The 19,535-nt window shown below is 68.1% G+C and carries 16 protein-coding genes and 5 tRNA genes; 12 read left to right on the top strand and 9 right to left on the bottom strand.

What is annotated here, in order from left to right; translation table 11 throughout:
* Positions 1–31: 31 nt before the first annotated feature.
* From lpxH to VA603_RS04740, 3 genes are read right to left on the bottom strand one after another with little or no spacing between them, the layout of a single operon-like run.
* The gene (lpxH, locus tag VA603_RS04750) at positions 32–781 is read right to left on the bottom strand and encodes a UDP-2,3-diacylglucosamine diphosphatase (RefSeq protein ID WP_323438088.1); all 750 of its coding nucleotides are present in this window, start codon (positions 779–781) and stop codon (positions 32–34) included.
* A 46-nt stretch (positions 782–827) separates the two neighbouring features.
* Positions 828–1,370, bottom strand: a complete 543-nt coding sequence (locus VA603_RS04745; RefSeq protein ID WP_192286559.1) for a phosphatase PAP2 family protein — start codon at positions 1,368–1,370, stop codon at positions 828–830.
* Entirely contained in the window at positions 1,351–2,487 is a 1,137-nt protein-coding gene (locus tag VA603_RS04740) for a glycosyltransferase family 4 protein (RefSeq protein ID WP_323438087.1), read from the bottom strand. Before VA603_RS04740 ends, VA603_RS04745 begins: the two co-directional genes overlap by 20 nt.
* 194 nt (positions 2,488–2,681) lie before the next feature.
* Here VA603_RS04740 and VA603_RS04735 point away from each other — a divergent pair, with 194 nt between their 5' ends.
* From VA603_RS04735 to VA603_RS04720, 4 genes are read left to right on the top strand one after another with little or no spacing between them, the layout of a single operon-like run.
* Complete coding sequence (locus VA603_RS04735) at positions 2,682–3,092, top strand: GntR family transcriptional regulator (protein WP_132862557.1); 411 nt, start codon at positions 2,682–2,684, stop codon at positions 3,090–3,092.
* A 28-nt stretch (positions 3,093–3,120) separates the two neighbouring features.
* Positions 3,121–4,035 carry an ABC transporter ATP-binding protein gene (locus VA603_RS04730; RefSeq protein ID WP_323438086.1) on the top strand — a complete coding sequence of 305 codons (915 nt, stop codon included), beginning with the start codon at positions 3,121–3,123 and terminating at the stop codon, positions 4,033–4,035.
* Between the two features lie 13 nt (positions 4,036–4,048).
* Positions 4,049–5,869, top strand: coding sequence for a hypothetical protein (locus VA603_RS04725; protein ID WP_323438085.1), 1,821 nt, complete (start codon positions 4,049–4,051; stop codon positions 5,867–5,869).
* A 58-nt stretch (positions 5,870–5,927) separates the two neighbouring features.
* Positions 5,928–7,991, top strand: a complete 2,064-nt coding sequence (locus VA603_RS04720) for a S9 family peptidase (RefSeq protein ID WP_323438084.1) — start codon at positions 5,928–5,930, stop codon at positions 7,989–7,991.
* A 33-nt stretch (positions 7,992–8,024) separates the two neighbouring features.
* Here VA603_RS04720 and ppx read toward each other — a convergent pair whose 3' ends face one another.
* The 5 genes from ppx to VA603_RS04695 form a co-directional block, all read right to left on the bottom strand.
* A complete protein-coding gene (gene ppx, locus VA603_RS04715) occupies positions 8,025–9,551 on the bottom strand; it encodes an exopolyphosphatase (protein WP_192286554.1) in 1,527 nt (508 codons plus the stop codon).
* Between the two features lie 170 nt (positions 9,552–9,721).
* Positions 9,722–11,800 (bottom strand): polyphosphate kinase 1, encoded by a 2,079-nt coding sequence (ppk1, locus tag VA603_RS04710; RefSeq protein WP_323438083.1) that lies wholly within the window; start codon positions 11,798–11,800, stop codon positions 9,722–9,724.
* A complete protein-coding gene (gene phoR / locus VA603_RS04705; protein WP_132862563.1) occupies positions 11,797–13,137 on the bottom strand; it encodes a phosphate regulon sensor histidine kinase PhoR in 1,341 nt (446 codons plus the stop codon). The genes ppk1 and phoR overlap by 4 nt, the downstream gene beginning before the upstream one ends.
* A 90-nt stretch (positions 13,138–13,227) precedes the next feature.
* The gene (gene phoB, locus VA603_RS04700) at positions 13,228–13,917 is read right to left on the bottom strand and encodes a phosphate regulon transcriptional regulator PhoB (protein ID WP_132862564.1); all 690 of its coding nucleotides are present in this window, start codon (positions 13,915–13,917) and stop codon (positions 13,228–13,230) included.
* A gap of 113 nt (positions 13,918–14,030) precedes the next feature.
* On the bottom strand, positions 14,031–15,686 hold the full coding sequence (locus VA603_RS04695) for a M48 family metalloprotease (protein WP_323438082.1): 1,656 nt from the start codon (positions 15,684–15,686) through the stop codon (positions 14,031–14,033).
* A gap of 152 nt (positions 15,687–15,838) precedes the next feature.
* Here VA603_RS04695 and grxC point away from each other — a divergent pair, with 152 nt between their 5' ends.
* The 3 genes from grxC (at position 15,839) to VA603_RS04680 (ending at position 17,655) form a co-directional block, all read left to right on the top strand.
* Positions 15,839–16,129 carry a glutaredoxin 3 gene (grxC, locus tag VA603_RS04690; RefSeq protein WP_132862566.1) on the top strand — a complete coding sequence of 97 codons (291 nt, stop codon included), beginning with the start codon at positions 15,839–15,841 and terminating at the stop codon, positions 16,127–16,129.
* Complete coding sequence (locus tag VA603_RS04685) at positions 16,126–16,518, top strand: carboxymuconolactone decarboxylase family protein (RefSeq protein WP_192286550.1); 393 nt, start codon at positions 16,126–16,128, stop codon at positions 16,516–16,518. Before grxC ends, VA603_RS04685 begins: the two co-directional genes overlap by 4 nt.
* Positions 16,519–16,650: 132 nt before the next feature.
* Entirely contained in the window at positions 16,651–17,655 is a 1,005-nt protein-coding gene (locus VA603_RS04680) for an isocitrate dehydrogenase (RefSeq protein WP_132862568.1), read from the top strand.
* 263 nt (positions 17,656–17,918) lie between these two features.
* On the opposite strand, the gene VA603_RS04675 is transcribed toward VA603_RS04680, so the two are convergent.
* Positions 17,919–18,680, bottom strand: a complete 762-nt coding sequence (locus tag VA603_RS04675) for a Bax inhibitor-1/YccA family protein (RefSeq protein ID WP_323438081.1) — start codon at positions 18,678–18,680, stop codon at positions 17,919–17,921.
* 139 nt (positions 18,681–18,819) lie between these two features.
* Here VA603_RS04675 and VA603_RS04670 point away from each other — a divergent pair.
* The 5 genes from VA603_RS04670 (at position 18,820) to VA603_RS04650 (ending at position 19,473) form a co-directional block, all read left to right on the top strand.
* Positions 18,820–18,896 (top strand) — tRNA-Pro (locus VA603_RS04670).
* Between the two features lie 45 nt (positions 18,897–18,941).
* Positions 18,942–19,018, top strand: a tRNA-Arg gene (locus VA603_RS04665).
* 37 nt (positions 19,019–19,055) lie between these two features.
* A tRNA-His gene (locus VA603_RS04660) sits at positions 19,056–19,132 on the top strand.
* 79 nt (positions 19,133–19,211) lie between these two features.
* A tRNA-Lys gene (locus VA603_RS04655) sits at positions 19,212–19,287 on the top strand.
* A gap of 110 nt (positions 19,288–19,397) precedes the next feature.
* Positions 19,398–19,473 (top strand) — tRNA-Lys (locus VA603_RS04650).
* Positions 19,474–19,535 lie beyond the last annotated feature (62 nt).

Genomic DNA, 19,535 nt, shown 5'->3' with positions numbered 1-19,535 from the left:
TCACGGCCAAGCAGAGCCCGGCGCTATCGCATCAGGGGGATGCGAACAACGCTTCCAGCCGGTAGCCGTCGGCATCCACGCGCAGCACCGAACCCTGTTCGTACCAATCGCCGAGCACGATGCGCGTGCAGGCGTGATCGCCGGCCTGCAGGGTGTGGATCGCAGGGCGGTGGGTGTGGCCATGGATCATCGTGTCCACGCCATAGCGCTGGAACGTGGCGGCCACTTCGGCCGGGGCCACGTCGGTCACGGTCTCGAACTGTGCGCGGTCGCCTTCCTTCATCTCCGACTGGCGCGCCTGGCTGGCCGCGCGCGCTTTTTGTGCGAAGGCGATGCGGGCTTCCAGCGGTTGCGACAGGAATTGCGCGATGAACGCCGGATCGCGCGTCTGCGCGCGGAAGGCCTGGTAGGCGACGTCGTCGGTGCAGAGCAGGTCGCCGTGCTGCAGCATCACCGGCTTGCCATACAGCTCGATCACCGCCGGGTCCGGCAGGATGCGCATGCCGGCGCGGGCGGCGTAGTCGTTGCCGACCAGGAAATCGCGGTTGCCGCGGATGAAGTACACCGGCACGCCGGCATCACTGATCCCGCGCAGCGCGGTGGCCACCGCATCGGCGGCGGCCGAGGGCGTGTCATCGCCGATCCAGGCTTCGAACAGGTCGCCCAGGATGTACAGCGCCTCGGCCTGCCGGGCTTCATCGCGCAGGAAGGCCAGGAACAGTTCGGTGATGGCTGGACGGCTGGGGTCCAGGTGCAGATCGGAGATGAACAGCGTGGTCATGCGCGCATTGTAGGGCGTGCGCGGCGGCCACGCGCGCCCGCCGGCCTCAGCCGGCGAGCAGCGGGGAAAGCTGCAGCGAGGCGGTCCCCAGCAGCAGGCCGATGCCGGTGGCGGCCAGGACGTCGCTGGGGTAGTGCAGGCCCAGTACCACGCGCGACATCGCCACGCCCGCGGTGAACGGCACCAGCAGCGGTGCCAGCCACGGGTAGTAGGCCAGCGCCACCACGGTGAAGGACACCGCATGCAGGGTGTGGCCGGAGGGGAAGCTGTACTCGTCCAGCGGTGCGACCCAAGCGCGGATGCGCACGTCGGCGGCGAACGGGCGCGGGCGGCGCGTCCAGCGCTTGAGGCCCTTGTACAGGGTCAGTGCGACGGCCCCGGTGATGGCCATGTGGATCGAGGCCTGCAGGCCGTCCAGGCCATCGGCCAGCACCAGGGCGCCCATCAGCATGTACCAGAACACCCCATCGCCCAGCCGGCTCAGCGTGGAGAACACGATGCGGATGCCACGGCGGCGGCCGTAGCGGTTGGCGCGGCGGCACCAGCGTGCCTCGCGGGCGGCGATACCTTCAGGCGGCAGCAACGACATGGGCACGTCTCCGCAGGGCAAGTTCATCGAGCAGGGCTTCGAATTCGGCGACCACCTGTTCCGGGTGCAGCCGCTGCATCGCGCGGTTGGCGTTGGCGCCCAGGGTGGTGCGCATCTCCTCATCACCGGCCAGCTGCACGGCCGCGTTGATGAAGCCTTCCTCGTTCTCCACGGCAACTCCGCTATGGCCGCTGCGCAGGTGTTCGCGCGCGGCACCGTAATTGAAGGCAACCGTCGCCACGCCGCTGGCCATGGCTTCCAGGGTGACGTTGCCGAAGGTTTCGCTGCGGCTGGCGAACAGGAACAGGTCGCCGCTGGCGAAGTGCCGCGCCAATGCCTCGCCGCGCTGGATGCCGCAGAAGATGAAGTCCGGGTTCTCGCTGGCCAGCTTCTCGCGCAGCGGGCCATCGCCGACCCAGACGAAGCGTGCGTCCGGCGTGACCTGCTGGATGCGGCGGAACGCCTTCACCGCCAGCCCAAGATTCTTTTCCGCGGCGATGCGGCCGACATGGATCACCGCCAGTCCATCGTCCGGCAGGCCCCACTGCGTGCGCAGGGCGGCATCGCGGCGTTGCGGGTCGAACTGGCTGCCGTCGACCGCGCGTGCCAGCAGGCGTGCCCGCGAGAAGCCCTGCGCGGCCAGGAACTGCTGCAGTTCGTTGGTCGGCACCAGCGTCGCATCGGCCTGGTTGTGGAAGCGCCGCATCCAGCCCAGCGCGACCGGTTGCAGCCATGCCGCGCCGTAGTCCTGCAGGTACTCGTCGAAGCGGGTATGCAGCCCGGAGGCGACGGGGATGCCGAGCCGGCGCGCGGCGCGCATCGCCGACCAGCCGAGCGGGCCTTCGGTGGCGATGTAGATCGCGTCGGGGCGCTGCTGCTGCCATTGCCGGGCCAAGCGCTGCGGGGCGGGTAGGCCGAAGCGCAGGCCGGGATAGCGCGGCAATGCCGCGCCGCGCACCAGCAGCTCGTACGCGGCCGGTGGGTCCTGGTTCTGCCGTGGCCGGACCAGTTCGACGTCATGGCCGCGGCGGCGCAGGCCCTGTTCCAGGCTCTGCACGGTCAAGGCCACGCCGTTGACCTCCGGCGGATAGGTCTCGGTGACGATCGCATAGCGCATGGCAGTGCCTCCGTTTTGCCGACAGCGTGGGCACCGGCAGTGACCAATGCGTGTCGTGTGGATGACTGGCCCATGACGTTCGTCGCCGCGGGCACCGGTTCGGGTCGTCCTGCGGGCGTTTCATCGGACGGGGCTTGACGGCACTGACTGATCTATCTGTACTATTTCAAATAGTACAGTTGATGGACAAGGACATGGCACGCACCCAGGCATTGATGATCCAGATCGCCACCGGCGATCCCCGCCCGATCGGGCGCCAGATCGTGGACGCGGTACGGATGAAGGTCGCCACCGGCGCGCTCGCGCCCGGTGCGCAGCTGCCCAGCGTGCGCGGCCTGGCCCAGCAACTCATGGTGAACCCCAACACCGTGGCCAAGGCCTACGCCGAGCTGACCACCGAGGGCTGGCTGGAATCCCGGCAGGGCATGGGCCTGTACGTGGCTGCGCCCCGCCAGCGCCTGTCCGATGCCGAGCGCGAGCGCCGGCTCGACGAGGCCATCGGCCGCTTCGTCAACGACGTGATCCCGCTGGGCTTCCCGGACGAAGCCGTGGAGGCCCGCCTGGCCCACGAACTGCAGCAGCTGACCTCCCGCAAGACCGCCTGAGCCGCCCCGGCGCGGCATTGGAACCGACATGCACACTGACACCGACTACGTGATCCAGACCCGGGCGCTGAGCAGGCGTTACGGCCGCAAGCTGGCGCTGGACCGGCTCGACCTGGCCATCCCGCGCGGGCGCATCCATGCCATCGTCGGTGCCAATGGCGCCGGCAAGTCCACCCTGTTCCGGGTCCTGCTCGGCTTCATGCCCCCCAGCAGCGGGCAGGCGTGCATCCTGGGCAAGGACAGCCAGCGGCTGACCCCGGCCGACCGCGCACGGATCGGCTTCGTCAACGAGGAACACACCCTGCCGGGCTGGATGCGGGTGTCGCAGGTGACCGCGATGCAGCGCCACCAGTACCGCCGCTGGAACCAGCAGGCCTTCGATGGCGTGATCGGCCATTACCACGTGCTGCCGGAGCAGAAGATCGGCCAGCTCTCGCGCGGCGAACGCGCCGGCTTCAACCTGGCGCTGGCCTTGGCGCAGCGGCCGGAACTGCTGGTGCTCGACGAGCCGACGCTGGGCCTGGACGTGGTCGCCAAGCGTGCGTTCCTGGAGTCGCTGCTCTACAGCAATGCCGCCGATGACTGCACGGTGATCTATTGCTCGCACCAGATGGAGGAGATCGAGCGGGTCGCCGACAACCTGATCATCCTCGAGCGCGGCCAGTTGAAGCACATGTCCGCCCCGGAGGACTTCACCGCGCGGGTCAGCCACTGGGTTGCCGATGTCCCGTTCAAGGGGCCGGACCCGCGCACCGTGCCGGGCCTGCTGGAAGTGCAGCGCCTGGATGGCCTGCACCACTACCTGGTGCTCGACCAGGAGGAAGGCTTCGAGCGCTTCCTGCGCGCGTGCGGCGCACGCAACGTGCAGTCGATGGCGGTCAGCCTGGACCGTGCCGTCAATGCCTTCCTGGCCAAGAACCATGCCGCCCCCGCGGCGGCCTGAGGAGCCCACGATCATGATCGATCTGTTCAAGAGCGAGTTGCAGCGCTTTCGCCTGTGGACCATCGCTGCGGCGGTGGTGCATGCGGGCATCCTCGGGTTCCTGACCCGGCTGGTCGACCTGGCGCAGCAGCCGCTGCAGGTCTACCAGGTCTTCAGCGTGGCCTATGCGGTATCGGGCACCCTGCTGGGCCTGTACCAGATGGGCAGCTATCGCCGGCCGAACCAGTGGCTCAGCCTGCTGCACCGGCCGATGCACCGCCTGCGCATCGCCGCGGCATTGGGGGGCGCCGGCGCCGTGCTGCTGTTCGTGGCGATGGCGCTGCCGATCGCGCTGGTGGCCCTGTACCAGGACACGATGACCGCGCGGGTGGTGGACCTGCGGCATTGGATGCTGCCGGTCGCGGCCTGGCTGATCGGCCTGATCGGTTACACCGCCGGTGCCTATGCGATGGTCGCCAACCGCCGTCATTCGTTCGCGGTGGTGGTGCTGCCGGTGCTGCTGATGTTCGCGCAGGCCTCCGGCGTGATGATGCTCGCGGTGCAGCTGTCGATCCTGGCGCTGCTGGTGGTGCTGGTGGCGATCGCCTTCCGCCCCGATCCGGTGGCACCACCGCGCAGCTTCGCCGCGGTGGTGCTGACCGCGCTGCCGGTGCAGGTCGGGGCCTACTTCCTGATCTGGATGCTGGGCTTTGCCGTTGAGATGACCTGGACGCTTTCCGGCACGCATCCGCTCAACATGCCGGTGCCGCCGAAGGGCGGCTACATCGAGGCCGAACGTGCCCAGGGCAAGGACATCCTGCTGTCCGGCATCGCCGACAGCCGCGACCCGGACGCGGCGCTGTGGCGTGAACAGATCGCCCTGTCCGACGTGGTCACCCGTTACCCGCTGCGCAGCCTGCCGCGGCGGGGCGAGCTGACCAACGTGGCGCCGATGGAGTTCGACGACGCCGAACACAGGGTGCGCTGGGTGTTCACGCACGACGGCATGCGCTTCGTGGGCTACGGCACGCTGGACGGCCGCGCGCGCGGTGTGCTGGGTGCGGGTCCCGCGCAGGCGGCGTTCCCGGCGCCGACGCTGCAATACGACGACGGCTACCTGTTCAACGCGAACGCGGCCTACCAGTACGACAGCGAGCAGCAGCGCATCTTCGAACGCGTGCGTCTGCCGCAGGGCGAGGTGATGGCCAGCCCGCCCGCACCGGCCGGGGACAACGTGCTGGCGCTCAGTGACCGTGCGGCCTACTTCTATCCCGGGCGCGAAGCGGCCAACGGCCTGGACCGGATGCAGCCGCTGCTGCGCGTGCCGATGCCGGCGGCGGTGGGCAACCTCAGCCGGATGGACATGATCGAGCTGCTGGATGGCTATCTGGTGTCGTTCACCTACACCTGGGGCGTGTGGTCCAGCGAGCTGCAGCAACCGTTCCAGCAGGTGCTGCGCGTCGACGGCGAGGGGCGCGTGCATCCGGTCGCCCGCCGCGCGCTGCAGGTCGACCTGCCACCGGCCTATCCGGCGCGCATCTGGTGGCTGTCGCCGGTGCTGCGCACGCTGTGCCTCGGTGCGCAGGACCTGTATGCGGCGCCGGATCCACTGCGTGCGCCCCCGCAGCCGGTTCCAACCGGAATGGTGTGGTTGGCGTTGGCCGGTTGCCTGGCGTCGTTGCTGGGTGCGATCTGGGTGAGCGCACGGCAATCGCATTCACCGCGCGAGCGCTGGGCATGGGTACTGCTGTGCGGCGTGGTCGGCCTGCCGGCGCTGGTCAGCCTGTGGCTGATGTATCCGCGTCGCGAACCGCTGCCGGTACCCGCTGCGTCGACGCACGCGGCCATCGCCTGAACGCAACGGTGCCGTTCCCGTGGTGCGGGAACGGGCAGGAAACCCATGGAGAATGATGATGAGCAAGTTCCGTGACGCCTGCGCGGCGCTGGCGCTGCTTGTGCTGATGAGCGTGGCCGCGGACGTGCCGGCGGCAGGCCCGGACCCCACGTTGCACAGCGCCGCCGCTGCGCAACGCGCGCTGGCGCCCGCCGCGCGTCTGCCACGCGCCGCGTTCCTGGAAGACCGTGCACTCACCGCCGTGCGGTTGTCGCCGGGCGGTGACCAGGTGGCCTGGCTGCGCGAACAGGGCCAGGCGCGCAGCCTGATGGTGCTGCCCACCGCCGGTGGTGCGGCCAGGATCCTGGTCGGCCGTACCCAGGCGCGGCAACTGTCCTGGTCGCGTGATGGCCGCTGGTTGTTCCTGCGTGCACCGCGTTCGCTGGCAATGGTGCCGGTGCATTCGGCCGGCGGCATGCGCACCCCCTTGGGCGGCGTGGAGCAGCGCCAGGTGATGAAGGTCGACCCTTCGCAGCCGGCGGCCGTGCTGCTGCGCGAGCGCGTGGTGGCCGGCGATGCCGAGCGCTGGCGGATCGTCCGCATGGACGCGCAAGGCAAGCGCAGCGTGCTGCGCGAAGACGCGCACTGGGTCCACGACGTCGCGCTGGACGCGGCCGGGCGGATCGTGGCGTTGGCGCGCTTCGATGGCGATCACGACGCCCTGTACCGGGTGCAGCCCGATGGCCGGTTGCGGGCGGTATTGCGGCTGCAGCCGCTGGAACGGGTCAACCTGCTGGCGGCGATGGACGACGGCAGCCTGCTGCTGGACGGCAACCCCGGCGGCAACTTCCGCCGCGTGCTGCGCCTGGAGGCTGATGACACGCTGCGGACGCTGCACGAGGACCCGCGCCACGAGGCGGACCTGGACGAGGTCGTGCTCGATCCGGCCACCCAGCAGCCCGTGGCGGCGAGTTACCGCAGCACCGTGGCCACCACCCATGGCATCGGCGCGGCGGCGCCGGTATTGGCGGCCATCGCCCGCCAGTTGCCGGGGCGCGACATCGGCGTGCAGGCCGCCGGTGCATCCTCGACGTGGCTGGTGTCCGCGCGCGCGGCGACCCTGCGCGACCCGCAGTGGTACCTGTACGACGCACGGCGCGGCGGGCTGCGACGCATCCTCGATGCGCCCGCGGCGGCCGGGAAGGCACCGCCGGAAAGCCAGCTCTCGCGCAAGGTTGCGGTGTCCTACCGCGCCTCCGATGGCATGCAGGTGCATGGCTTCGTGCTGTTGCCGCCGGGTGTGGATCCAGCGCGGGCGCCGCTGGTCGCACAGGTCCATGGCGGTCCGATCAGCCACTTCCGCCCCGGCTTCGATGGCGTGGCGCAGTTCCTGGCCAATCGCGGCTACGTGGTGTTCCAGTCCAACTTCCGCGGCTCCACCGGCCATGGCCGCGCGTACACGTTCGCGCCGCAGGGCGACTACGGCAATGGCCGCGTGCAGCAGGACGTGGTCGACGGCGTGCGCTGGCTGCTGGCGCAGGGCATTGGCGATCCCCAGCGCGTCGGCATCGTCGGCCATTCCTTCGGCGGCTACTCCACGCTGCTGGGGCTGACCTTCCAACCGGAGCTGTTCAAGGTCGGCGTGGCCGGCGCGCCGCCCGCGGACCTGGGCTGGGCGATGCGCTGGCTGGTCATGTCCGGCGAGCAAGGGGACCTGCCCGATCGTTCGTTGCGGCAGACGCTGCGCGCACTGTCACTGGATGCCACCGAGCCGGCGACCCAGGCGCGGTTGCACGCGCAGTCACCATCGGCCAATGCGGTGCGGATGCGCCGGCCCTTGCTGGTGATGGCCGGGGCCGTGGATCGCACCGTGGCCATCCGCGAGGTCACCCATTACGTGGCCACGCTGAAGGCGCAGGCCACCCCGGTCACCCTGCTGGTCGACCCGGAAGGCGGGCATTCGCCGATCGACCCGATCCCCCGCGAGGCCTACCTGTTCGCGATGGAAACGATGCTGCAGCGGCATCTGGGTGGGCCGGTGCCCGAACCCGCCGGCCAGCGCCTGCGCGCCTACCTGCGGCAGAACCTGCGGGTGGCCGGGCCGGAGTTCGCGGCCCTGGCGCAACCGGCGCCCTCGCCATGAGCCCGTTGGCTTCCGTCCGCCGCGTGCAGGAGGTCAGGCCACGAACGGCCGGAAGTTGATGCCCAGGCCGAGCATGCCTTCGGCTTCGCCGACCAGGTCCGCGCGCAGCAGCGGCCGTGCGTCGATGAAGTCCTTGGACAGGACCAGTGACAGCGTGTTGCCGTCCACCGACAGCTCCAGCGTCGGGATCGGGTCCGGCTCGTGCGCGCGGTGCAGCAGCACCGCCAGCCGCAGCAGGGCGGCGGTACGCTTGGCCGGCAGCAGCAAGCGCTCGGGCAGGGCATCGAACGCGGCCTTGGACACGCCGCGGCGATGGGTGCGGATCAGCGCCGCCAGCATCTGCTGTTCCTGCCGCGAGAAGCCGGAGATGTCCGAGTTCTCGATCACGTAGCTGCCGTGGGTGTGGTAACCGCTGTGCGCGATCATCAGGCCGAGCTCGTGCAGGCGCGCGGCCCAGCCCAGCATGCGGGCATCGTCCGAATCCAGCTTCCAGCTTTCGGCCACCTGCTCGAACAGGCGCTGCGCGGTGGCTTCCACGCGCAGGGCCTGGGTGGTGTCGATGGCGTAACGCTGGGTCAGCGCCGCCACCGATTCGTCGCGCGGGTCGTTGTCGCTGGCACGGCCCATGATGTCGTAGAGGATGCCTTCGCGCATCGCCGCCTTGCTGACCAGCAGCTTCTGCAGGCCCAGCGACTGGAACGCCGCCTCCAGCACCAGCACGCCGCCGGCGATGATCGGGCGGCGCTCGCTGGACAGGGTCGGCAGGTTGATGTCGTTGATGTGCTTGGCGCGCAGCAGTTCCTCGCGCAGCTGCGGCAGGGCCTCGGCGGTGATCGCGCCCTTGCTCAGCTTCATCGCCGCGCAGATCTCGCTGATCGCCTTGTGGGTGCCCGACGAGCCCAGCGCCTCCTGCCAGCCCAGCGCCTTGTACTTGTTGGCGAAGGGCTGGAACTCGGCGCCGATCTCGGTGAGTGCGTCCTTCCAACGCTTCTTGCTCAGCTTGCCGCCGGGGAAGAAGCGTCGCGTGCTGGCGATGCAGCCGGCCTGCAGGCTTTCGCGCTCCAGGGTCTGCATGCCTTCGCCGATGATGAACTCGGTCGAGCCGCCCCCGATGTCGATCACCAGCCGGTGCTGGCCCGGCTTCGGGGGCTGCGCATGCGCCACGCCCAGGTAGATCAGGCGGGCTTCCTCGCGGCCATTGACCACTTCGATGGCGTGGCCCAACGCGGTCTCGGCCGGCATCAGGAAGGACAGCGGCGAGCGCAGCTGGCGCACGGTATTGGTGGCCAGTGCACGCACCCGGTAGGGCGGGATGTTGCGGATGCGCTGGCCGAACCGGGCCAGGCATTCCAGCGCGCGCTGGCGGGCGTCGGCGGACAGGCCGCCCTTGCCGTCCAGGCCGTCGGCCATGCGCACGGTTTCGCGCAGGCGATCGACCACGCGCAGCTGCCCGAGCAGGTAGCGCGCGATGACCATGTGGAAGCTGTTCGAGCCGAGGTCGATGGCGGCCAGCAGGTCGCCGTCCTGCAGGGGCGGTGGGGTCGTTGAGGACTGGGGCATGGCGGAATGGTACTGGCAGGAGGGAGTGAAGAGGAGTGAGGAACGGGAAAAAACAGGCGGCGCACCGCTCGCCCGATCACCGCCGCCGCCCACGCGGGCCCGACGATGTCGCCGGAGGGCGCTGCAGCAGCGGCCCTCCACTCCTCGTTCCTGCTTCCCCCGTCCCTGCCTTACAGCGCTTCGAGCAGGGCCTGCTGGGCTGAATGCGGCGGCTGGCCGGGGGCCGGCTGGCACTGCAGGTAACGCCCGTCGGCCTGCAGGTCCCACGCGTTGAGGTTGTCGTCCAGGTAGTTCTGCAGCACTTCGCGGTAGATGCGCTTGGCCAGGTCGCTGTCCAGGATCGGGAAGCAGGTTTCCACGCGGCGCAGCAGGTTGCGCTCCAGCCAGTCGGCGCTGGCGCAGTACAGCTCCGGCGCGCCGTTGTTGCCGAACCAGTACACGCGGCTGTGCTCCAGGAAGCGGCCGACGATCGAGCGCACCCGGATGTTGTCCGAGACGCCTTCCACGCCCGGGCGCAGGGTGCAGGCGCCGCGCACGATCAGGTCGATCTGCACGCCGGCCTGTGAGGCGGCGTACAGCGCGCGGATCACCTGCGCCTCGTTGAGTGCGTTCATCTTGGCGATGATGCGTGCCGGCTTGCCTTCCTGGGCCAGCCGGGTCTCGCGCTCGATGCGCTTGATCAGGCCAGCGTGCAGGGTGAACGGCGACTGCAGCAGGCACTTGAGCTTCATCTTCGGCGCCAGCCCGGACAACTGCTGGAACAGCAGGTGCACGTCGTTGCCGATGTCCGGATCGGCGCTGATCAGGCTCAGGTCGGTGTACGCGCGGGCGGTGCCGCTGTGGTAGTTGCCGGTGCCCAGGTGCACGTAGCGGCGCAGCTTGCGGCCCTCGCGGCGCACGATCAGCAGCATCTTGGCGTGGGTCTTGTAGCCGACCACGCCGTACACCACCTGCACGCCGGCATCCTGCAGGCGGTCGGCCAGGCCGAGGTTGGCCTCTTCGTCGAAGCGCGCACGCAGTTCCACCACCACGGTGACGTCCTTGCCGTTGCGCGCGGCCAGGATCAGCGCTTCCACGATCCCGGAGTCCTTGCCGGTGCGGTACAGGGTCTGCTTGATCGCCAGCACGTTCGGGTCCACCGCCGCCTCGCGGATCAGCTCCAGCACGGTGCTGAAGGAGTCGAACGGGTGGTGCAGCAGGATGTCGTTGCGCGCGGCCAACTCGAAGATGCCTTCGGAGGTCTTGAGCACGCGCGGGCTCATCGGCGGGTACTTCAGGTCCGGCCGCTGCAACAGGTCATAGACCTGGATGACGCGGTTGAGGTTGACCGGGCCATTGATGCGGTAGGCCGCGTTCTCCGACAGGCCGAAGTTCTGCAGCAGCGTCTGCATGATCGGCTTCGGGCAATCGTGCGCGATCTCCAGGCGCACCGCCGGGCGATAGCCGCGGTCGACCAGTTCATCACGCAGCGCCAGCGCCAGGTTCTCCACTTCCTCCTCGTCCACCACCAGCTCGGAGTTGCGGGTGACGCGGAACTGGTAGGCGCCCTGTACTTCCATGCCCGGGAACAGTTCGTCGACGAAGGTCGACAGCACCGCCGACAGCAGCACGAAGTTCTGCGGGCCGCCCAGCGACTCGGGCAGCTGGATGATGCGCGGCAACGAGCGCGGCGCGCGTACCAGCGCCAGGTGGCCGGCGCGGCCGAAGGCATCGGTGCCCTTCAGCACGACCACGATGTTCAGCGACTTGTTGAGGATCTTCGGGAACGGGTGCGACGGGTCCAGGCCCAGCGGCGACAGCACCGGCATGATCTCGTTGCGGAAGTAGGCGCGCAGCCAGCGGTGCTGGCGCGCGGTCCATGCCTTCTGCGCGAGGATGCCGACGCCGGCCTCGGCCAGTGCCGGGCGCAGTACTTCGTTCCAGCAGCGGTACTGCTGGTCCACCAGTTCGGCGGCACGGTCGTGGATGGCGCTCAGGATGGCCTGCGGGCTCATCCCGTCCGGCGCCGGCGGCAGGCCGAACTCCTGCGCGTGGCGCACGGCGGCGGCGCGGATCTCGAAGAACTCGTCCAGGTTGGTGCAGGAGATGCACAGGAAGCGCAGGCGTTCGAGCAGCGGCACCTGCTCGTCCTTCGCCTGTGCCAGCACGCGGAAGTTGAAGTCCAGCTGCGACAACTCCCGGTTGATGTACAGCGCCGGATCTCGCAACAGTTCGGGAGCAGCGACGGGGGCGGGGGAGGGCGGGTTCATGCCGGGAAGTCTTCCGTGGACGAGATCGAGGGGGAGTTGCTGCGCGGACGTACGTGTTCGGCATCGAAATGGCAGGCGAAGGTGCTGCCCTGGCCCACTTCACTGCGGATTTCCAGCCGTGCCTGGTGCAGGCCGAGGATGTGCTTGACGATCGACAGCCCCAGCCCGGTGCCGCCGCTTTCGCGCGAGCGGCTGCTGGACACGCGGTAGAAGCGTTCGGTCAGCCGCGGCAGGTGGTTGGCCGGGATGCCGTAGCCGGTGTCCGTAACCGCCAGCACCGCGCCCTTGCCCTCGCGGGCGAAGGTCAGGCTGATCCTGCCGCCGGCGGGCGTGTAACGCACCGCATTGGTCAGCAGGTTGGAGAAGGCGCTGTGCAGTTCCTTGTTGGAACCGGCCAGGTCCACCCCGGCCTGGTCCTCGACGGTGATGGTGTGGCGGCCCTGGCTGTGCGCTTCGGCTTCGCGCTTGAGCGAGGCCAGCATCGAGGTCATCGCCACCGTCTCCAGCTCGGTGTGCTGCTGCGATTCCAGCCGCGACAGGGTCAGCAGGTCCTCGACCAGCTGCGCCATGCGCTGGGATTGCTTGCGCATCTCCGACAGCATCGGGCCGGTATCGGGGAAGTCTTCCGGGTCCATCATGTCCAGGTAGCCATGCACCACGGTCAGCGGCGTGCGCAGCTCATGCGAGACGTTGGCCACGAAGTCGCGGCGCACCTGTTCCAGGTGCAGCAGCTTGGTGACGTCGCGCGCCACCAGCAGCCAGTGGTGGTCCGAGTACGGGATCAGGCGCAGGTGCAGGCGGATGCCCGGGTCGACCGGCGAATTGGCATCCAGGATCGGCTCGGCGTTGCGGCCGCCGGCCAGCCAATGCGCCAGCGGCAGCGGCTGCAGGCGCTCGACCAGTGCCGCGCCCATGTCGGCCGGGTGCTGCAGGCCGAGCAGGCTGGTGGCCGCTTCGTTGAACCACTGCACGCGTTGGGTGTTGCGGTCCACCACCACCACCGCGTCGGGCAGCGCGGCGGCGGCTGCGCGATAGCTGCGCAGCATCTCGATCAGGCGCCGCTTGCGCACGCGCATCTCCTGCTGGTTGCGGTACAGCAGCCGGTCCAGCTCGTTCCAGACGCCCACGCCATTGCTGGTCTCCCAGCGCTGGCGTGCGGTCAGGCGCAGCAGCACCTGGCGCAGTCGCCAGTAGTGCCAGGTCAGGACCAGCAGCGCCGCCACCGCCACGCACAGGGCCGGATGACCGGTCCACGTCCCCAGCAATCCGGCCAGCAGCAACAGCACGGCCACGGTGGCCAGCGTCTTCAACCAGGCGGATCGGAATTGGCGGGGCATTGCGTTCTCGGGGTGGCGCGGAGGGTTCATGCGGATGAACCCGGGTTATAGCATCAAGCGCATGGCACGGCCTGCCGGCCGCATCACCGCTCAGATCGAAGCGGAGAACCGATAGCCGGCGCCACGGACGGTCTGCACCATGTTTTCCGCACCGAACGGTTCCAGCGTCTTGCGCAGGCGGCGGATGTGCACGTCGATGGTGCGCTCCTCCACGTAGACGCTGCCGCCCCAGACATGGTCCAGCAGCTGCGAGCGCGTGTAGACGCGTTCGGGGTGGGTCATGAAGAAGTGCAGCAGGCGGTACTCGGTGGGGCCGATCGGCACCGGCACGTCGCCGGCGAACACGCGGTGGGCGGCACCGTCGATGCGGATGGTGCCCACCGACACGCTGCCGTCCTCATCGTCGTCGCGGGTGCGGCGCATCACCGCGCGGATCCGCGCCAGCAGTTCGCGTGCCGAGAACGGCTTGACCACGTAGTCGTCCACGCCGGCTTCCAGGCCACCGACGCGGTCGTTCTCCTCGCCACGGGCGGTGAGCATGATGATCGGCACATCGCGCGTCATCGCTTCCTTGCGCCAGCGCCGGGCCAGTTCCAGGCCGCTGGTGCCGGGCAGCATCCAGTCCAGCAGGATCATGTCCGGGACACGGTCGGCGATGGCGGTCTGGGCTTCGAGGGCGTCACCGGCATGCACCGGTTCGTACTCGCCCTTGCGCAGGGCAAAGGCGACCATGTCACGGATCGCGGGTTCGTCATCGACAATCAGGATGCGTTTCTGCACGTCGTGCCTACCGTTAGTGCCCATCAAGCGGGAATGCGCCCAGTAGACTACGGTTTGATGACGGGTTTGTGACAACGCGGGCGGCGTACCGGTTGGCGCCCGTGCAGCATCGGTCAGTTGCGTGACATCTCCGGGTCACGCTGGCCCAGCCGGCGCATTTCCAGCACGGTCGGCATGATCGACTCGATCCGGGCATCGACCCGGGCCCGGGTGACGTAATCCAGGCTGGGCTGCTTGAGCAGGGCCTGGAACTGGATCAGGGCCTGTTCCGGACGGCCGTTCAGGTAGGCGGCCTCGGCGTAGCTTTCGCTGGCCCGGGTGGTGTCGCCGGCCAGCTCGCTGGCCCGGGCGAAGGTGGCCTGGAACACCGGATCGTCGCCGGAACGGGCCAGCAACGGCCGCAGCATCGCCTGCGAGCGCTTGCCGGCATCCTCGCCCCCCTGTTCGTTGAGCACCCGCGCATAGGTCAGCGCGACCGGCCGGTTCTGCGGCAGCCGCTTGGTCAGTGCGTCGAAGCGGGCATTGGCCTGGGCGAACTGGCCGTTGCGGGACTCCGCCTCGCCCAGCGCCAGTTCGATCCAGAGGTTGTCGGGGTACTCGCCGTCGAGCTGCTGGAGTTCCTGCAGGGCCTGCCTGGCCGCGGTGCCGCCGTCGCGCAGGCGGGCGATCGCCACGCCGTAGCGTTGGGCGTCGGTCAGGCCGTTCTTCTGGCTGCGCTTGAGCCCTTCGTATTCGCGGATCAGCTCCGAGGGCGTGGTGGCGCTGAGCACGCGCAGTCGTTCGCGGGCCCAGTCGAACTGGCCGGTGGCCCCGCGCGGCAGGCTGCTGCTGGGCAGCGACAGCTGCAGGCCGGAGGGCAGCAGCGGGTTGCCGCTGCTGGACAGCGGGTCGCCGGTGGTATCGGGGATGGCCGGGTTGACCCGCTCCTGGTGGATCCCGGTCGGCGTCTGCGTGGTCAGTAGCAGGGTGTCCTTCTTCATCTGCTCGGCGCGCGACTTGGCCTCGCTGATGCGGGTGGTGTTGACCGGGTGGGTGCGCAGGAAGTCCGGGGTCGAGTAGCCGCCCTCGTTGCCACGCATGGCCGCGGACATGCGCTCGAAGAAGCCGGCCATCGCATCCACGTCGTAGCCGCTGCGGGCCAGGGTGCGAATGCCCAGGCGGTCGGCCTCGGACTCGTTGGAGCGGGTGTAGTTGATCTGCCGCTGCTGCATCAGGCCCATGCCGGAGGTGATCGCCGCCATCGTGGCGTCGCCGGAGGAATTGCCGCCGGCCTGCTGGGCGGCGATCACCGCCGCCAGCATGCCCAGCAGGATCGGGATCTGGTCGCGCTGGGCGCGCTCCACCCCGCGCAGCACGTGCTGCTGGGTGACGTGGGCGATCTCGTGGGACAGCACCGCGGCCACCTCGTCCTCGCGCTCGGCGGTCAGCACCAGCCCGGCATTCATGCCGATGTAGCCGCCCAGCGTGGCGAAAGCGTTGATCTGGCGGTCCTTCATCATGAAGAACGTGTACTTCTGCTGCGGCTGGGCGCTGTTGGAGCCCAGCCGCCGGCCCATGGTGTTGAGCCAGTCGTCCACCAGCGGGTCGTCCAGCAGGTAACCGTAGTTGCGCAGCTCGCGCAGCATCATCCCGCCGTACTCGGCCTGCCGGGCCGGGGTCAGCAGCTCGCCGGCCGATGAGCCGATGTCCGGCAACTTGGTGTCATCGGCCCGGGACAGCGGTGTGGCCAGGGCCAGGGTGACAGCGGTGGCGAGCAGAAGCGTGCGCAAGCGGGAGCTCCGGAAGGGGCAGGGCGGAGGATGACGGGGAACGGGTGCCGCGGTGTGAAGCACAGGTTAATCCGCAGTGTTCTGTGGGTGGCGTGGAAAATCCAGTCGCCAGCTACCATATACAGACAACATTTCCTGTCGGGAGTTTCCTCGTGAGCAACCAAGCCAATGGCGCAGGCGCGCCGGAGATCACCATCTACTCCACGGCGGTCTGCCCGTACTGCGTGGCGGCCAAAAACTTCCTGCAGAGCAAGGGCCAGTCCTGGACCGAAGTCCGCATCGACCTGGACCCGGCCGAGCGCGAGAAGATGATGTCCCTGACCCGTCGCACCAGCGTGCCGCAGATCTTCATCGGCCAGGTCCACGTGGGCGGTTACGACGACATGATGGCCCTGCATCGCGCCGGCAAGCTGGAGCCGCTGTTGGCGGGGCAGGGCGCATGAGCCAGCCCACCGACAAGGACCGCGTGGCCGAGTTCACCGAGTTCCGCCAGCGCATGAACCAGCGCATCCTGGCCGAGCCGAACCAGGTGGTGCGGCGCTTCTTCGCGCTGGATACCCAGACCTACCAGGCCGGCGCGCTGGACGTGAAGACCAAGGAGCTGCTCGGCCTGGTCGCCTCGCTGGTGCTGCGCTGCGACGACTGCATCAGCTACCACGTGGCCCAGTGCAAGGAGGCCGGGGTGACCCGCGAGGAGTTCTTCGAGACCTTCTCGGTCGGGCTGGTGGTCGGCGGGTCGATCGTCATCCCGCACCTGCGCCGCGCGGTGGACTTCCTGGACCAGCTGGAGAGCGGTGCCGCCGAGGCCCCGGCCGGGCACGACCACGGCTGAACCCCAGACCATGGTCCAGTTGGGGGAGGGGGCCGGATCAGGCATAATTGACAGTTGAAACTGTTTCATACGCGCCGGTATCCGGGCAGCCGGATGGCGCTATCACTCCTCCCTGTTCGGAATACCTAACAAATGACGCAGACAATCACCGTCATCCGCGGCGATGGCATTGGCCCGGAAATCATGGACGCCACCCTGTTCGTACTGGACAAGCTCAACACCGGGCTGCAGTACGAAGATGCGGACGCCGGTCTGGTCGCGCTGGAAAAGCACGGTGAGCTGATCCCGGCTGCCACGCTGGAATCGATCACCCGCAACAAGGTCGCCCTGAAGAGCCCGCTGACCACCCCGGTGGGCGGCGGCTTCAGCTCGATCAACGTGGCCCTGCGCCGCCAGTTCGACCTGTACGCCAACGTGCGCCCGGCCATCTCGTTCCCGAACACCAAGTCGCGCTACGAGAACATCAACATGATCACGGTGCGCGAGAACACCGAAGGCGCCTACCTGGCCGAAGGCCAGGAAGTGTCCGCCGACGGCGAGACCGCGTTCTCCGGCACCCGCATCACCCGCAAGGGTTCCGAGCGCATCGTGCGCTACGCCTTCGAGCTGGCCAAGAGCACCGGCCGCAAGAAGGTCACCGCCGTGCACAAGGCGAACATCATCAAGTCGACCTCGGGCCTGTTCCTGAACGTCGCGCGTGAAGTCGCCGCGCAGTACCCGGAAATCGAATTCCAGGAAATGATCGTGGACAACGCCTGCATGCAGCTGGTGATGCGTCCGGAGCAGTTCGACATCCTGGTCACCACCAACCTGTTCGGCGACATCATCTCCGACCTGTGCGCCGGCCTGGTCGGCGGCCTGGGCTTGGCCCCGGGGGCGAACATCGGCAAGGACGCGGCGATCTTCGAAGCCGTGCACGGCACCGCGCCGGACATCGCCGGCCAGGGCAAGGCCAACCCGGTCGCGCTGATGCTGGCCGCTGCACAGATGCTGGACCACGTCGGCCAGCCGGAAAACGCCGAGCGCCTGCGCAAGGCCATCGTCGCCACGATGGAAGCCAAGGATTCGCTGACCGGCGACCTGGGCGGCACCGGCACCACCATGGGCTTCGCCCAGGCCATCGCCAGCCGCATCTGATCCACCGGCCAACGCTTGTGGTTCAACCAGAACGGAGCGCGCAAGCGCTCCGTTTCTTTTTGCCCGCTCGCCACCCACGCCGATGCCACTGCCCCCTCCCTTTCGCCGCAGGCGAAGGGGAGGGCTGGGGAGGGGTAAGGCGTGTCGCTGCAGGCAACCACTCGCAGGCGGATCCAAGGCCCTGGCCCTTCGCCCATCAGGACGGAAAACACAAACACGAAGGGCGCCTCGCGGCGCCCTTCGATTCCTGCATGACGGTCGGCTCAGTTGCGCGACTGCAACTTCGACAGCAGGCGCAGGAACTCGATGTACAGCCACACCAGCGTGACCATCAGGCCGAACGCGCCGTACCACTCCATGTACTTCGGAGCGCCGGCTTCCACGCCGCTTTCGATGAAGTCGAAGTCCAGCACCAGGTTCAGCGCTGCGATCACCACCACGAACAGGCTGAAGCCGATGCCGATCAGGCCGGACTGGTGGATGTAGGGGATCTGGATGTTGAAGAAGCCCAGCACGATCGTGGCCAGGTACACCAGTGCGATGCCACCGGTGGCCGCGACCACGCCCAGCTTGAAGTTCTCGGTGGCCTTGATCAGCCCGCTGCGGTAGGCGAACAGCAGCGCGAACAGGGTGCCGAAGGTCAGGATCACGGCCTGGAACACGATGCCGTTGAAGCGCACCTCGTAGATGGCCGAGATCGAGCCCAGGAACAGGCCTTCGGCCAGGGCGTACAGCGGCGCGCTGACCGGTGCCCAGGTCTTCTTGAAGATCGTCACCAGCGACAGGATGAAGCCGACGATCATGCCGCCCCACAGGTACAGCTTGGCGGCCGGCAGCAGTTCGCCGCTGTCGCTGATCGTGCCTTTCCAGGCGAAGGCGGCGGTCAGCACGGCCAGCAGCAGCAGGATGCCGGTCTTGTTGACGGTGCCGTTGATGGTCATCGCATCGGCGCCGCGCGAGACGACGGTACCGCTGCCAAGGTCGAGGAAGGTGGATTCGGAAAGGGCCGGATTGCCGCTGCGCATGCAATGCTCCATGGCTGGGTGAGGAGGGTTTATCCCACCCAGCATACCTGCATCGACGAAAGTGAAAATTGTCGTTGACAGATCCGGCTTCAGTTCCGACAATAGCCGACCTTTCCGGGGCACCGGAGAGATTCACCGCCGGGGTATAGCGCAGTCTGGTAGCGCGCCTGCTTTGGGAGCAGGATGTCGGGGGTTCGAATCCCTCTACCCCGACCATCCGATGCACTCAAGGCGCACCGGAGTGCGACGATCCGGTCTTGAGCGCCCGTAGCTCAACTGGATAGAGCACCGGCCTTCTAAGCCGGCGGTTACAGGTTCGATTCCTGTCGGGCGCGCCAATCGGCGCAAGCGGTAGGCAAGGTTGTTGTTTCAGTGGTGGCTGTAGCTCAGTTGGTTAGAGTACCGGATTGTGATTCCGGTGGTCGGGGGTTCGAATCCCCTCAGCCACCCCACTGAATGAAGAAGCACCGAAGTGAAATTCGGGGTTTCAAAAAAAAGAAGGATGCGTTAAGATTCGCCTCCTGATTTTCAGGGCTGTTAGCTCAGTTGGTAGAGCAGTTGACTCTTAATCAATAGGTCCAAGGTTCGAATCCTTGACAGCCCACCATTTTGAAAGGCCACCGGAGCGATCCGGTGGCTTTTTCTTTAAGTGTAAGCCCCGTGTTTTCGGGCTGGTGCGAAAAACACCGCTGGTGTACAATTCGCGCCGAAGTTTCAGGGCTGTTAGCTCAGTTGGTAGAGCAGTTGACTCTTAATCAATAGGTCCAAGGTTCGAATCCTTGACAGCCCACCAAATTGAAGCCATCGGAGCAATCCGGTGGCTTTTTTCTTGCCGGTTGCCGCGTTCGTCCCGGC

It is taken from the genome of Stenotrophomonas capsici, from assembly GCF_034961085.1.
Lineage (GTDB): Bacteria > Pseudomonadota > Gammaproteobacteria > Xanthomonadales > Xanthomonadaceae > Stenotrophomonas > Stenotrophomonas capsici.
Note: the sequence above shows the minus strand (reverse complement) of the source record. Positions and strands in the feature narration are given on the sequence as shown.